Here is a 13,000-nt window from a genome sequence, read left to right on the forward strand (position 1 = left end):
TTTTAGAGTGCGCGCAGCAGCGGTTCCGCCTTGTCGAGCGACTTGCGGATGATGCCGACAAGGTCGTCAATCTGGCTGGTAGTAATGATTAGTGGCGGGCACATCACGATGCTGTCGCGAATACCGCGCACCATCAGGCCGTTCTTGATACAGATGTCGCGCACCATCGGGCCTGCCGTGCCTTCTGCGCCGCCAAAGCGGGCGCCCGTCGCCTTGTCAGCAACGATTTCGACCGCGCCGAGCAGGCCGATCGAGCGCGCTTCGCCGACCAAGGGGTGATCGCTCAACATTGCCAGAGCTTTTGCCAGATAGGGCCCGGTTTCGCTGCGAACCTTTTCGACCAAGCCTTCGCGCTCCATGATTTCGATATTGCGCAGCGCCACTGCCGCTGAAACGGGGTGGCCCGAATAGGTATAGCCATGGACGAAATCGCCGCCGGTTTTCATCACCTTGATGATCTCTTCGGATACGGCAACGGCTGAAATCGGCAGGTAGCCGCTCGAAAGCCCCTTCGCCATCGCGATGATGTCGGGTTTCACGCCCATCGTTTCATGGCCCCACATATTGCCGGTGCGACCAAAACCGCAGATAACTTCGTCGCAGATCAGCAGGATGCCATATTTGCGGCAAATGGCTTCGACCTGCGGCCAATAGTTGGCGGGTGGAATGATCACGCCGCCTGCGCCTTGCACCGGCTCGCCAATGAACGCGGCGACATTTTCGGGGCCGACTTCAAGAATCTTGGCTTCAATCGCTTCGGCGCAGGCCGTGCCGAACGCTTCCGTCGACATGTCGCGACCTTCGTTGAACTGATATGGCTGGCGGACATGCTCGACGCCCGGGATCGGCAGGTCGCCAATCGGGTGCATGGCCTTCATCCCGCCTAGCGAAACGCCCGCAACGGTTGAGCCATGATAGGCGTTCCAGCGGCTGATGAAGGTCTTGCGCTTGGGTTCGCCCTTCAGCTTCCAATATTGGCGCACAAGGCGGAAGACGGTGTCATTGGCTTCGCTGCCCGAACTGTTGAAGAAGACATGCGGCAGGCGGTTTTGTGTGAGGCCGGCAATCTTGTGTGCGAGCAGCACCGTCGGCGGGTTCGCCGTCTTGAAGAAGCTGTTGTAATAAGGCAGTTCGCGCATCTGCTCGGCAGCGACATCGGCGAGTTCGTCGCGGCCATAGCCGACATTGACGCACCAGAGGCCCGCCATGCCGTCCAAGATGCGGTTGCCGTCACCATCATGGATATAGCAGCCTTCGGCATGGGTGATGATGCGGCTACCGCCCAGATTTTCGATCTCCTGCCAGTCGGCTTGGGCAGGAAGGTGGTGGGCGATGTCGAGGCGGCGGAGTTCGGCGATGTCGTAATTGCGGGGCATGTAGATTCTCCTGATATTTGTCGTCGCCCCTGCGAAGGCAGGGGCCGTTGTAGGTTTATTCAGCCAGAACGGCTTAAACCTGCTGCGGTCCCTGCCTTCGCAGGGACGACGGATTTCAGGGCGAAAAGCCTATTCGCGCTTGGTAGCGGTTATAACGGGTGATGCACCGGTTCATAACTCACCTCTTAGCGCCTTTCCAAGCAGGTGAAAATAGGTCTGCGAGTCCGGATCATTTTCGGTTCCCCATTCCGGATGCCACTGCACCGCGAGCAACGGTGCACCATTGGGGCGGGCGCTATAGGCTTCGACGAGGCCATCGGGTGCGCGGGCTTCTATGGTCAGGCCGTCGGCCAGCTTGCCGATGCCTTGATAATGCACCGAATTCACGTCGAGTGCGGGTTTCGCATAGGCAGAGGCGAGCATGCCGCCATCGGCCAGCGCTACCGGATGCCGATGGTCGAACATTGCGTCAAACGAGACGCCATCGGGGGCATGATGGCGCAGCAGTTCATCGCTCGCGCTGGTATCGCGGCGCAATGTGCCGCCGAGAGCGACGTTGATTTCCTGAAAACCACGGCAAATGCCGAAAACCGGCTTTTTGAGATCGATCATCCGGTCGACCATCGACAGCGCGATTTCGTCGCGCCCTTCATCGAACGGTCCTTCACCGCCATCGTCGCCATAGCGCGCGGTCGCGACATTGGATGGGCTGCCCGTCAACAAAATGCCGTCAAGTCGCGGGGCAACCTCCGCCGCGGTCATCAGGTCGGGTAGCGAAGGGACGATCAACGCCGCAACATCGGCATAGGTCACCGCCGCGCGAATATAGCGCTCCATAACGGCCTGCGCCGGTTCAGTGCCGACGATGCGGTTGCACGCGATGATGCCAAGGACGGGACGCATTCTATTCCAAATCTTTGAGTTGAGACGAGGAGGGGGCCGTCCGCAGGATGGTCGAGAAAGAAGTCATTCGGTACTATCGTTCGTCATGAATCCAAGCTCCCATCTTGTACTTTTTCGACATTTGAACTTTGGTCCCGCAGCTGATCGCTCAACCCCTCACAAATTTCTTCTAAAGCTACATTTTCATCCAATGACCAAGTTGTTGAATAAGCTAGCGCCCCGTGTCGGGCGACGTCAGCCAAAAAACGCCCAAAATTATATGGGCCTTCAAGCTGATAAGCAGCAATCCTGACGTCGGCATAGCCCTCATCGTTTATTCGTGCAGAAATAAGCGGACGATTGAGTTCGGCTTTGTCCATTTTATCAAACCACCGCCCCGATCAGTTCCCGCCCAATCAGCATCCGCCGGATTTCATTTGTGCCTGCGCCTATGTCGAGCAGTTTGGCATCGCGCCAGTAACGCTCAACCGGCCAGTCCTTGGTATAGCCTGCACCGCCCAGTGCCTGAATCGCTTCGCCGGCCACCTTCACCGCACTTTCACTGGCGAGCAGGATCGCGCCCGCTGCGTCGAAGCGCGTCGTCTGCCCGGCGTCGCAGGCGCGCGCGACATTGTAGACATAACTGCGCGCCGAATTGAGCGCGACATACATATCGGCAATCTTGCCCTGCATCAGTTGGAAGCTGCCGATTGCCTTGCCAAACTGTTTTCGCTCACGGACATAGGGCAGAACGACGTCGAGACAGGCCTGCATCACGCCGAGCTGCAAACCAGCGAGCACCACGCGCTCATAATCCAGCCCGCTCATCAATACGCCGACGCCGCCATGCAACGGCCCCATGATGCGGTCTTCGGGGACGAAGCAGTCGTTGAACACCAACTCGGCGGTAGGCGATCCGCGCATTCCGACCTTGTCGATTTTCTGGCCGATGCTGAAGCCCTCGTCACCCATCTCGATCAGGAAGGCGCTGATTCCGCGTGATCCGCTTTCGGGCGCGGTCTTGGCATAGACCACCAGCGTATCGGCATAGGGCGCATTGGTGATCCAGAACTTCGTGCCGTTGAGCACGAAACCGCCCTGCACGCTGTCCGCCTTCAACTTCATCGAAACGACGTCCGAACCCGCACCTGCTTCGGACATGGCAAGGCTGCCTACATGCTCGCCAGAAACCAGCTTGGGCAGATATTTCGCCTTTTGCTCGGGATTGGCCCAGCGGCGGATCTGGTTGACGCACAGGTTGGAATGCGCGCCATAGGAAAGACCGATCGAGGCGGAGGCGCGGCTGACTTCCTCAACCGCGACGACATGCTCGAGATAGCCGAGCCCGAGGCCGCCATCTTCTTCCTCGACAGTGATCCCGTGGAGGCCAAGTTCGCCCATCGCAGTCCATAATTCTTCGCGCGGGAACCAGTCATCCGTGTCAATTTTGGCAGCCAGCGGTGCAATCTTGTCGGTGGAAAAGCGGTAAGTGGTCTCGCGGATCATCTCCGCATTTTCGCCAAGCGCGAAATCAAGGGTAGGGAGGTTGCTCATACAATCGCAAATGCCCTGCAAAGATTTCAGTTGCAACTATTTAAGGCGAGCCGAAGCGAACAGCCCAAATCCGGTCTAGCCGCGCGGGAAGGGGGCTGATAGGCAGGCGCCATAATGTCCTCCCCCAAAGTTCCCGTGAAGGCCGTGCTTGGGCCCACCAACACCGGCAAAACGCACCTTGCGGTCGAGCGGCTGTGCGCGCATTCGAGCGGGGTGATGGGCTTTCCGCTGCGGCTGCTGGCGCGCGAAATTTACGACCGGGTGGTCGCGATCAAGGGGCCGAAGGAAGTCGCGCTGATTACCGGTGAAGAGCGCATCGAACCGCCCGGTGCGCGCTGGTATCTCTGCACCGCCGAATCAATGCCTGTCGAGCGGCAGTTTGCCTTTGCGGCGCTCGACGAAGCGCAATTGGGGGCTGACCCGGAACGCGGGCATATCTTTACCGACCGGATGTTGCATGTGCGCGGGCGTGAGGAGACGATGATCCTTGGCTCCGAAAGCCTGCGTCCGATGGTGCGGGCCTTGTTGCCCGATGCCGAGATCATCTCGCGCCCGCGCTTCTCAACTTTGAGCTATTCGGGGCCCAAAAAACTTTCGCGCCTGCCAAAGCGCACCGCCATCGTCGCCTTTTCGGTGGAGCAGGTCTATGCCGTCGCCGAATTGCTGCGGCGTCTGAGAGGTGGTGCGGCAGTCGTGATGGGGGCGCTTTCCCCGCGTACCCGCAACGCGCAGGTTGAGATGTTCCAGTCAGGTGAAGTCGACTATCTGGTCGCCACTGATGCGATTGGAATGGGTCTGAACTTGGATGTCCAGCATATTGCTTTTGCTGGACTATCTAAATTCGACGGCAATCGAACAAGGCGACTGACGATCGCCGAAATGGCACAGATCGCCGGGCGGGCTGGGCGGCACCAGCGCGATGGTACCTTTGGCACCGTGGCAGGCGAAGCAGGGGAATTCACTGCGGAAGAAGTGCTGGCAATCGAAAGCCACCAATTCCCCGCGCTTGACTGGATGTATTGGCGCGAAGCGGTGCCAAGGTTCGGCAGTCTGTCGCAATTGATTGCCGATCTTGAGGCCAAACCCGACGGTCCGCCATTGCGCGCCGCGCCCGAAGCCATCGATCTGGCTGTGCTCAAACGCCTCGCGGATATGCCGCAGGTGACGCGCCATCTTTCCGGGCCGAAAAGCGTCGCACGTTTGTGGGAAGTCGCCAGCCTGCCTGATTTCCGCCAGACTGGTGCCGAACATCACAGCCGCTTTGTCGCCGGGTTTTGGGAACATATGGCGACGGGCGGCATTCTTCCGCACAGCTATGTCGCCGGCGAGCTTGCACGGCTGGATACCATACAGGGCGACGTCGATACGATTGCCGCAAAGATTGCCGCGGCCCGCACATGGTCTTACGTCGCGCACCGTGCGGACTGGGTCGAAGACCCGCCAGCCATGGCGGAGCGCGCGCGGCATCTGGAGGAAAAACTGTCGGACGCATTGCACAATGCACTGCGACAGCGCTTCGTCGACCGGCGGACATCGATGCTGATGCGCAAGGGCGGCAAGGATGATGCGCTGATGCCGGTTCATGTCGACGCGGAAAATCAGGTGTTCGTCGATGGCGAACATATTGGCGAGCTTGACGGATTTGCCTTTCGCGTCGATTCCACGGCGCGAGTCGGGGAGCGTAAATTGCTGCTTGCAGCAGCGGAACGGCATCTGGCAGCATATCTGAAAGAAAAGGCAAGGGCGGTGGCAATGGCCGAAACCGAAGAGTTTTCACTTGGACGCGATGGCGAAGGGCGCCCTGCGCTGTTCTGGCAAGGCGCGGTGCTGGGGCATATCGCGCGCGGACGCAGCCTGTTGCAGCCGATTTTCAAGCCTGCACGCGCCGTGGCAGGCATAGAAGGCGAAGACCTGCGTGCGATTGTGGAACGTGCCGAAGGCTGGATTCAAGGGCAGCTTGCCAAGCATATGGGCGGCCTTGTAGCGCTCAATCAACTGGCGGCTGATGCCGCAACCGATGGCGTCGTCCGCGCTTTGGCGGCGCGGCTGGCCGATGCTGGCGGGATTGCCGGACGCCAGTTCCTTGCCGACACGCTGACGGCTTTGCCCAAGGAAGCGCGCGGTGTTGCGCGCAAGGCAGGCATCGTGTTCGGGGCGCTCGATGTTTATCACCACGCGGTCCTGAAACCTGCCGCCACGCGCTGGCGCGCGGCGTTGTTTTCGGCGCAAACCGAAAAAACCATGCCCGAATTGCCGCCCGAAAGCGCGGTGCACCTGAAAGAATGGGACTTCGCCTCTGCGGCTGATTGCCGAAATGCAGGCTATCGCCGGATTGGCAATGAATATGTGCGCATCGACCTGGCCGAGCGTGTCATCAAAAAAGCGCATGAGGCGCGCGGCGAAGCGCTAGAATTCGGCATGGACATGGCTTTTGCCACCTCGTTGGGCCTCAGCGAAGAAGGCTTGCAGGCGTTGATGCGTGATGCGGGATTCCGGCGCATCGAATCACTCTCGGTTGCGACGGTTGCTGAAGCAGTGAATGTGGACGCAGAAACCGTGGAAAATACCGTTGAAGCGTCGGACGCTCGCGAACCCGATGCTGTTTTGGTTGCGGATGAGCCTGCCAAAGCAGCCCCGCTCGAAGAAGCGGCAATGGAAGAATCGATCACTGCAGAGCCTGTTACGGTGGACGCAGCCGAAGAAAATGGCGCTGAGGCCGAGCCTGCCAAAACCGACGCGACCAACGATCAGGCGGTAAAACTGACATATTGGCGCTGGGTGGGTATCCGTAAGGCGAAGCCTGCGCCGCGCCTCGCGAAGTCGCATGATCGCAAGCCGAAGAAGGGCGGAAAACCGGTGCAAAACAGGCAACCGGCCGCAGCTCCGGCCAAGCCGAAAAGCGAGGCTCCGTCTGCGCTTGCGCTTCAGCTTGCGGCGCTCAAGGAAAAGATGGGCGGCTAAGCTTGGCTGGCGCGTCGCTGCGGATAGACAAGCTGCTCTGGCATTTGCGCCTCTCCAAATCGCGCAGCCTTGCCCAGACGTTGATCGGTGAAGGGCATGTCCGGCTCAACGGCAATCGCGTCGAAAAACTCAGTGTGGAGGTAAAAGTGGGCGATACCATCACCATGCCGCGCGGGCAGGGGGCGCTCGCTATCCGGCTGCTTTCTATCCCGCAACGGCGCGGCCCGGCACAAGAGGCACAGGCCAGTTATAGCGAAATTTGATTGCACAGAACATTTCCCCCGTTGACTTGCGCGCCAAAGGCACAATAGGCGTTGGACAACAAACCGAACTGCCTAGGGGAGAAACCGAGCAATGACCTACGTTGTCACCGATGCCTGCATCAAATGCAAATATATGGACTGCGTCGAGGTTTGCCCCGTGGACTGCTTCTACGAAGGTGAGAACATGCTCGTCATCAACCCCAATGAATGTATCGATTGCGGTGTTTGCGAGCCGGAATGCCCCGCCGAAGCGATCCTGCCTGACACCGAAAATGGTCTTGAGCAGTGGCTTGAGCTAAACGCGCAGTACAGCGCCGAATGGCCGAACATCACGACCAAGCATGAAACCCCTGCCGACGCAGATGATTTCAAGGGCGTTGAAGGCAAGTTCGAGAAGTTCTTCTCCCCCGATCCCGGTCAGGGCGACTGAGCATGCGCGCTGATACGGCGCGTGTCCTTGCAGCATTGATATTTTATTGTGCGCTGCCTGTTCAGGCATCCGCTGCCAAGCAGCCTGCACAACAAGATGAGGCTGTGGTTCGGGACATTGTTGCGAAAATATACGCGCCCTATTCGCAGCCGCTTCCGGAAGCGCCTGATGATGGCAGTTACGCCCCCGACAATGCGGCGGGATCGGCAGAGAGCGGCTATGAACCGCCATATACCTTATCGCTTGGTGCGCTGATTGCACGCTGGGACAAGCTGATGCAGGAAAGCGAGGAGCTTTACGGGCTCAATGGTTTTGACTGGTATTGCCAGTGTCAGGACAATGATAACGCCACAGCGAAATTGCTGTCGCAGCGTTACAAGTTGCGGTCCAAAGGCCAAATTGAAGCCACTATCGTCTTTTCGCCGGGGCGTGGCCCCGAGGGCGATCAGGGAGCGCCGTTACGACTCCGATTCAGGAATGAGGGTGGCGCCTGGAAAATTGACGATCTGACTTTTGAGGATGGGTCGACGCTTCGCAAGTCGCTGCTCAATGACATCGCAGACGCCAGCAAAGCGCGTCGATAGTTCCACTATTCGAATATACAGACCGCCCCGCAGGGGAATTTATTGGCCGGATTGGGGACGGCCAAACCGATTATGCGGGGCGATCTAAAGTTAGACCTCCGGTGTGTTTGCAGGAAGGCACTGCGATGAGCCTTGGCAGGCTTCTGTTATGGTTGCGCGCCTCCTTGCGACCCAGAAACCTAGGAGGAAGCGCGCGTAGGGATCGCTAGGGAGCATATTCCGGGTAAGGAGATTGCAACGATACCTGGCGCGATTTTACATCTTCTATGAACAACGCATAGACTTGATGGTGCCCTAGTACATCGCGTTCAATCAGGAGCTGAAAAAAAGCAAATTACGATGCAATCTAGATCAATCCTGCGCTGCGCATGCTCGAAAAGCCGTCCTTGCCAACAATGACATGATCGTGAACCGAGATGCCAAGGCGCTTGCCGGTCTCGATGATTTCGCGCGTCATCGATATGTCCTGCCGGCTGGGCGCGCTGTCGCCGCTCGGATGATTGTGGACCAGGATGATCGCGGCAGCGCCGAGGTCGATAGAACGACGAATGATTTCACGGGTGTAGATCGGGGCCTGGTCTATTGAGCCTTCGCCGGCCACCTCATCGCGGATCAGCATGTTTTTTGAATTGAGATAGAGTACGCGCACGCGCTCAATCGTCAGATGCGCCATATCGAGCCGCAAATAGTCGAGCAGCGCCTGCCAACTCGACAATATCGGCTGTTCGCGAACAGGTTCCGACGCCATGCGCAAGGCCAGTGCCTGCACCAGTTTGATCGCCGCAGCGGCCTTTTCGCCGATACCTTTTTGATTCTGCAGGCTATACGCATCAGCTGTAAATACCGAAGAGAGATTGCCATAATGTGCGATCAGTTGCTTGGCGATCGGCTTCGTATCGATTCGCGGAATAGCAAGCATCAGCAAATATTCGAGCAGCTCGTGATCAAGTAAACCATCACCGCCATTGTCCAAAAGGCGCTCACGAAGGCGTTCGCGATGGCCTTCGCCATAATTTTCGTCTTTTTCGCGTGATGCAACCATTGAACGGGCTTGTTCCGCAATTTTGACTTCGCTGCAAGGCGTTTGGTAGAAATCCAAGTTGCATGGCGCAAGGCTTTGGCGCATTTGACCAATGATGGAAGAAGAGCTTCCCGAAGCACAGCCGACCCGGCGTTGGTCGAAGCGCCATTTGTTTGGCGCGGTGTTGATATTCTTGCTGTGCCTTGTTGCTTATGCCTGGTGGAAGCGCACCGAGATCGCAGATGGCTATGTGCGTGACTATCTGGAAAAAAACGGCGTTCGCGCGGCCTATGAAATCGAAGAGCTCGGATTTAGCACCCAACGGATTCGCAATGTTGCTGTCGGCGATCCGGCCAATCCGGATTTGACCGCAAAATCAGTCGAGCTTGAGCTTACTATCGGATTTGGTGCGCCCAAGCTGCGAGAGATCCGTGCCAACGGTGTTCGACTGAAGGGACGCTTTGCCGACGGGAAGCTCTATTTGGGCGAACTCGACAAGCTCCGCGATATGGAGAGCAAGGAGCCGATCACTCTCCCTGATATTAACCTGCAATTGTCAGATGCCATTCTCTCGCTGGCGACGCCCTGGGGCGGCGTCGGTATCGCCGCGCAGGGCAGGGGCAATTTGCGCAACCGCTTTGACGGCAAGCTGACAGGGCGTTCGCCGCAGCTGGCCGATGGTGGCTGCACTGCGAAAGCGCTGCGTTATGACGGCGCGGTGCGCATTCGCAATGTCCGCCCCGAATTTATCGGGCCTCTGGCAGCAGCGTCGATAGGATGCGTCGATCAAAAGCTGGCGGTAGCAGCCCCCGCAATCGACGGCAAAATCCAGTTTACCGAAGCGTTTGACCGTTGGATCGGTGACTTTGCGTTCATGGCAAAATCGGCGCAAGCGGACAACATGCGGGCCGATGGCATTGCCGGAAAACTCGCGCTCAACGGCAACCAACAGCGGACGGACTATAATCTAGCGCTATCGAAAGCAGCATTGCGCGCGCCGGAATTCGCGATGCGCAATCTGGCTGGCGAGGCTGAAGGAAGTCTGGGTTTCTCCGATGCCGGCTTGTCCGTGACAGCACGCGGCGATGCGCAGCTGTCTGGTGCATCGCTGCCGCAATCGATGTTGCCATCGATGGATCAGTTGGTGCGGGGCACCGCCTCTACCCCTGTCGGCCCGGTTGTCGCCCGCCTCGATCCGGCGCTTCGCCGGGCGATCCGCAGCTTCGACGGCACGACTGCATTTGATATCGCCACTGCGCCAACGGGAAGCAAGCTGGTCCTGAACGGCCTCTTCGTCCGCTCCGATAGTGGCGTCATTCTCCGCCAACAGGCGCCCTTCACCTTGGCTGATGGCCGTTTGGCCGATCCCGTGTCACTGACGATGACAGGCGGTGATCTGCCGACCGGCAAGCTGCTGTTGCGTCAGCAGGGCCTCGGTTGGGCAGGCACATTGAACCTGCAGCCCTATTCGGCCCCCGGCGGGACTATCAGCATCCCGACCCTCGCGTTTGAAGGTGGCGGGCGCAGGCCCTGGCGGTTTACCGGGCAGGCAACCGTCACCGGCCCCTTGCTGGGCGGCGTTGTGACAGGCCTGAGCCTACCGATAGACGGGCTCGTCTCGGGAGGCGCTTTCTCCATGAATGCCGCATGCACCAACGTCCGTTACAGCGGATTGGCGACGGGTGCGCTGCGGCTTCCAGCTGGCAGCTTGCGGGCTTGTCCGCAAAGCGGTTCGATACTCAGCGTTGCGGGTGGCGAAACGCGCTTCGCGCTGTTGATACCCTCGCTCAGCGTCGATGGAATTCTGGGCAGCTCAGCTCTCAAGGCCAGCGGCAACAGTATCAGTTTTGATCTCGATAGCGGCTTCGGTGCCAAGGATGTGGCGGTCGATCTGGGTAGGGCGCGGACCCAGAGCCGCTTCACGATTGCCCGGCTTGATGGCAAATTGGAAGGCCCGGGCGTGTATGGAACAATCAGTGGCGGTGCCGGGCAGATAGGGGAGGTTCCGCTGTTGATCGGCGAAGCCGGCGGCAAATGGAGCTGGCAGGATGGCGTGCTGGGGCTGGATTCGAGCCTGTTCATTTCGGATGCGGCGCAAGTTGACCGGTTCAACCCGCTCCGCGTCCCTGACATGCAGGTGACGCTCTCGAACAATGTCATTTCCGCCATCGGCAATCTGCTTGAGCCGGAATCAGGCGTCAAGGTTGCCGAAGCGCAGATCACCCATAATCTGGATAGCACCACAGGTAACGCCTTGCTGTCTGTTGATGGCTTGCGGTTCAATGATCGCCTGCAACCCGAAAAGATTACGCCATTGACGCTCGGGCATATTGCCGCCGTGAAGGGCCTGCTGTCAGGTGACGGGCGTATAGATTGGGATGGCGAAACCGTCCGGAGCAGTGGCCGTTTCACCGTGGCGAACACCGATCTTGCCGCCGCCTTCGGCCCGGTCGAAGGGCTGGAGACCGAAATCCGCTTTACCGACCTGCTCGGCATGGTCACCGAACCGGGGCAGATCGCGCGTGTCCGCTCGGTCAATCCGGGGGTGCCCGCTTATGAGGGGGTAATCCGCTATCAGTTGCTGCCCGACCAGCGGGTAAGGATAGAAGAGGGACGCTGGCCTTTCCATGGCGGCGAACTGGTCTTGGAGCCAACGATCCTCGACTTTGATGTCGCAGCAGAACGCAGGCTGACTTTCCGCCTGATCGGCCTCGATGCGGAGAAGTTCCTCGCCGGTTACGACCTTCAGAACCTGCAGGTATCGGGCATTTTTGATGGCACGCTGCCGATGGTGTTCAATCAGGAAGGTGGCCGCATCGTCGGCGGCTATCTGGTATCGCGACCCGGCGGTGGACAGCTCTCTTATCTGGGCGAACTTACCTATGAGGATATGGGGGTGTTCGCCAACTTTGCATTCCAGGCGCTGCGCTCGATCAGCTTCCGCGAAATGCGGTTGGGTGTCGAAGGCAAGCTGGACGGCGAAATCATCACCGATGTGTCGTTCGAGGGGCTTCAGCAGGGCAGTCTCGCAAAGCAGAATTTCTTCACGAAACAGCTCGCGAAAGTTCCAATCAAGTTCAACGTCAGGATCGAGGCGGAGTTCCTCCAGCTGATCGGTTCAATCCGCGGCTTGTATGATGCCGACTATGCTTTGCAGCAGGGGAAGACTTTGATCGACGGGCAGAAGGATCCAGTGCCGGGCGAAGGGCCACCTTCGGGAGGGAAAAGATGAACAGAAACGACCGCCAAATGAACGGCCTATTCAGCCTGCCGAAAGCGACGGAGGGATATATGCGACATAGATTGACGACGGATGGCAATGGTGCGATCCGTCCAAACATGAAGAAAGGGGCATTTCTCTTCGTTTGTATTGCCGCATCGACCCTTCCGGGTTGCGTGCAGGTATCGGCACCGGACAAGCCTATCGTGATCAACCTTAACATCGCTATCCGGCAGGAAGTGCTGTACAGGCTGGATCAGGCTTCAAAGCAGGTGATTGAAGAGAATTCGGAGATATTCTGATGGCTTTGAGTGAAAAGATGAAAGACCGTATCGAAATGGCCGTAGCGGCTTTGCTGATCGGCGCAGCCGTTGCCGGAAGCGGAGCTATGGCACAACGCGATCCGGCATATCAGCAGGCGCGGGCAGACGGATTGATTGGTGAAAAGACCGACGGCTATCTCGGCTTTGTCACGCCGCCTTCGCCTGCCGTCAAGGCACTGGTCGACGACCTCAACATCAAGCGTAAGGCGAAATATACCGAAGAGGCGCTCGCCAATGGTGCTACCGTCGAAGAAATGGCTTTCCGGACCGGTTGCCGTTTGATCAAGGAACGCACCGCTCCCGGCGAAATGTATCAGGCTCCTGACAAGAGCTGGAAAACGCGTGACGCCAGCCCGCCTGTTGTGGATGTGCGCTGCCCGTAACTT

At 58.7% G+C, this 13,000-nt stretch carries 12 protein-coding genes; 7 read left to right on the forward strand and 5 right to left on the reverse strand.

Annotated features, from left to right (window positions below; all coding sequences use genetic code 11):
* Positions 1 to 2: 2 nt before the first annotated feature.
* The 4 genes from PKC81_RS01650 to PKC81_RS01665 form a co-directional block, all read right to left on the reverse strand.
* Complete coding sequence (locus PKC81_RS01650; protein ID WP_324332890.1) at positions 3 to 1,376, reverse strand: aspartate aminotransferase family protein; 1,374 nt, start codon at positions 1,374 to 1,376, stop codon at positions 3 to 5.
* Positions 1,377 to 1,547: 171 nt separating this feature from the next.
* Positions 1,548 to 2,279, reverse strand: a complete 732-nt coding sequence (locus tag PKC81_RS01655) for a gamma-glutamyl-gamma-aminobutyrate hydrolase family protein (protein ID WP_324332891.1) — start codon at positions 2,277 to 2,279, stop codon at positions 1,548 to 1,550.
* 83 nt (positions 2,280 to 2,362) lie between these two features.
* Complete coding sequence (locus tag PKC81_RS01660) at positions 2,363 to 2,638, reverse strand: DUF5076 domain-containing protein (RefSeq protein ID WP_324332892.1); 276 nt, start codon at positions 2,636 to 2,638, stop codon at positions 2,363 to 2,365.
* 4 nt (positions 2,639 to 2,642) lie between these two features.
* A complete protein-coding gene (locus PKC81_RS01665; RefSeq protein WP_324332893.1) occupies positions 2,643 to 3,812 on the reverse strand; it encodes an isovaleryl-CoA dehydrogenase in 1,170 nt (389 codons plus the stop codon).
* A 114-nt stretch (positions 3,813 to 3,926) separates the two neighbouring features.
* On the opposite strand from PKC81_RS01665, the gene PKC81_RS01670 reads away from it, so the two are divergent.
* The 4 genes from PKC81_RS01670 (at position 3,927) to PKC81_RS01685 (ending at position 8,050) form a co-directional block, all read left to right on the forward strand.
* Positions 3,927 to 6,773 carry a helicase-related protein gene (locus PKC81_RS01670; protein ID WP_324332894.1) on the forward strand — a complete coding sequence of 949 codons (2,847 nt, stop codon included), beginning with the start codon at positions 3,927 to 3,929 and terminating at the stop codon, positions 6,771 to 6,773.
* 2 nt (positions 6,774 to 6,775) lie between these two features.
* Entirely contained in the window at positions 6,776 to 7,036 is a 261-nt protein-coding gene (locus PKC81_RS01675; RefSeq protein ID WP_324332895.1) for a S4 domain-containing protein, read from the forward strand.
* Between the two features lie 91 nt (positions 7,037 to 7,127).
* On the forward strand, positions 7,128 to 7,466 hold the full coding sequence (gene fdxA, locus PKC81_RS01680) for a ferredoxin FdxA (protein WP_298603611.1): 339 nt from the start codon (positions 7,128 to 7,130) through the stop codon (positions 7,464 to 7,466).
* A gap of 2 nt (positions 7,467 to 7,468) precedes the next feature.
* A complete protein-coding gene (locus PKC81_RS01685) occupies positions 7,469 to 8,050 on the forward strand; it encodes a hypothetical protein (RefSeq protein ID WP_324332898.1) in 582 nt (193 codons plus the stop codon).
* Between the two features lie 346 nt (positions 8,051 to 8,396).
* Here the strand turns inward: PKC81_RS01685 and radC are convergent, their stop codons facing one another.
* Positions 8,397 to 9,092: a DNA repair protein RadC gene (gene radC / locus PKC81_RS01690; RefSeq protein WP_324332899.1), complete on the reverse strand. Its 696-nt coding sequence runs from the start codon at positions 9,090 to 9,092 to the stop codon at positions 8,397 to 8,399.
* 91 nt (positions 9,093 to 9,183) lie between these two features.
* Between radC and PKC81_RS01695 the strand changes: the two genes are divergently transcribed.
* The 3 genes from PKC81_RS01695 to PKC81_RS01705 all read left to right on the forward strand — a co-directional run bounded on the left by PKC81_RS01695 (position 9,184) and on the right by PKC81_RS01705 (position 12,997).
* Positions 9,184 to 12,303 carry a YdbH domain-containing protein gene (locus PKC81_RS01695; protein WP_324332900.1) on the forward strand — a complete coding sequence of 1,040 codons (3,120 nt, stop codon included), beginning with the start codon at positions 9,184 to 9,186 and terminating at the stop codon, positions 12,301 to 12,303.
* A gap of 107 nt (positions 12,304 to 12,410) precedes the next feature.
* Positions 12,411 to 12,593: a YnbE family lipoprotein gene (locus PKC81_RS01700; protein ID WP_324332901.1), complete on the forward strand. Its 183-nt coding sequence runs from the start codon at positions 12,411 to 12,413 to the stop codon at positions 12,591 to 12,593.
* Positions 12,593 to 12,997 carry a YdbL family protein gene (locus tag PKC81_RS01705; RefSeq protein WP_324332902.1) on the forward strand — a complete coding sequence of 135 codons (405 nt, stop codon included), beginning with the start codon at positions 12,593 to 12,595 and terminating at the stop codon, positions 12,995 to 12,997. The genes PKC81_RS01700 and PKC81_RS01705 overlap by 1 nt, the downstream gene beginning before the upstream one ends.
* Positions 12,998 to 13,000 lie beyond the last annotated feature (3 nt).

The sequence above is a fragment of the Sphingorhabdus sp. genome, assembly GCF_035329025.1.
In the GTDB taxonomy this organism is placed as follows: domain Bacteria; phylum Pseudomonadota; class Alphaproteobacteria; order Sphingomonadales; family Sphingomonadaceae; genus Sphingorhabdus_B.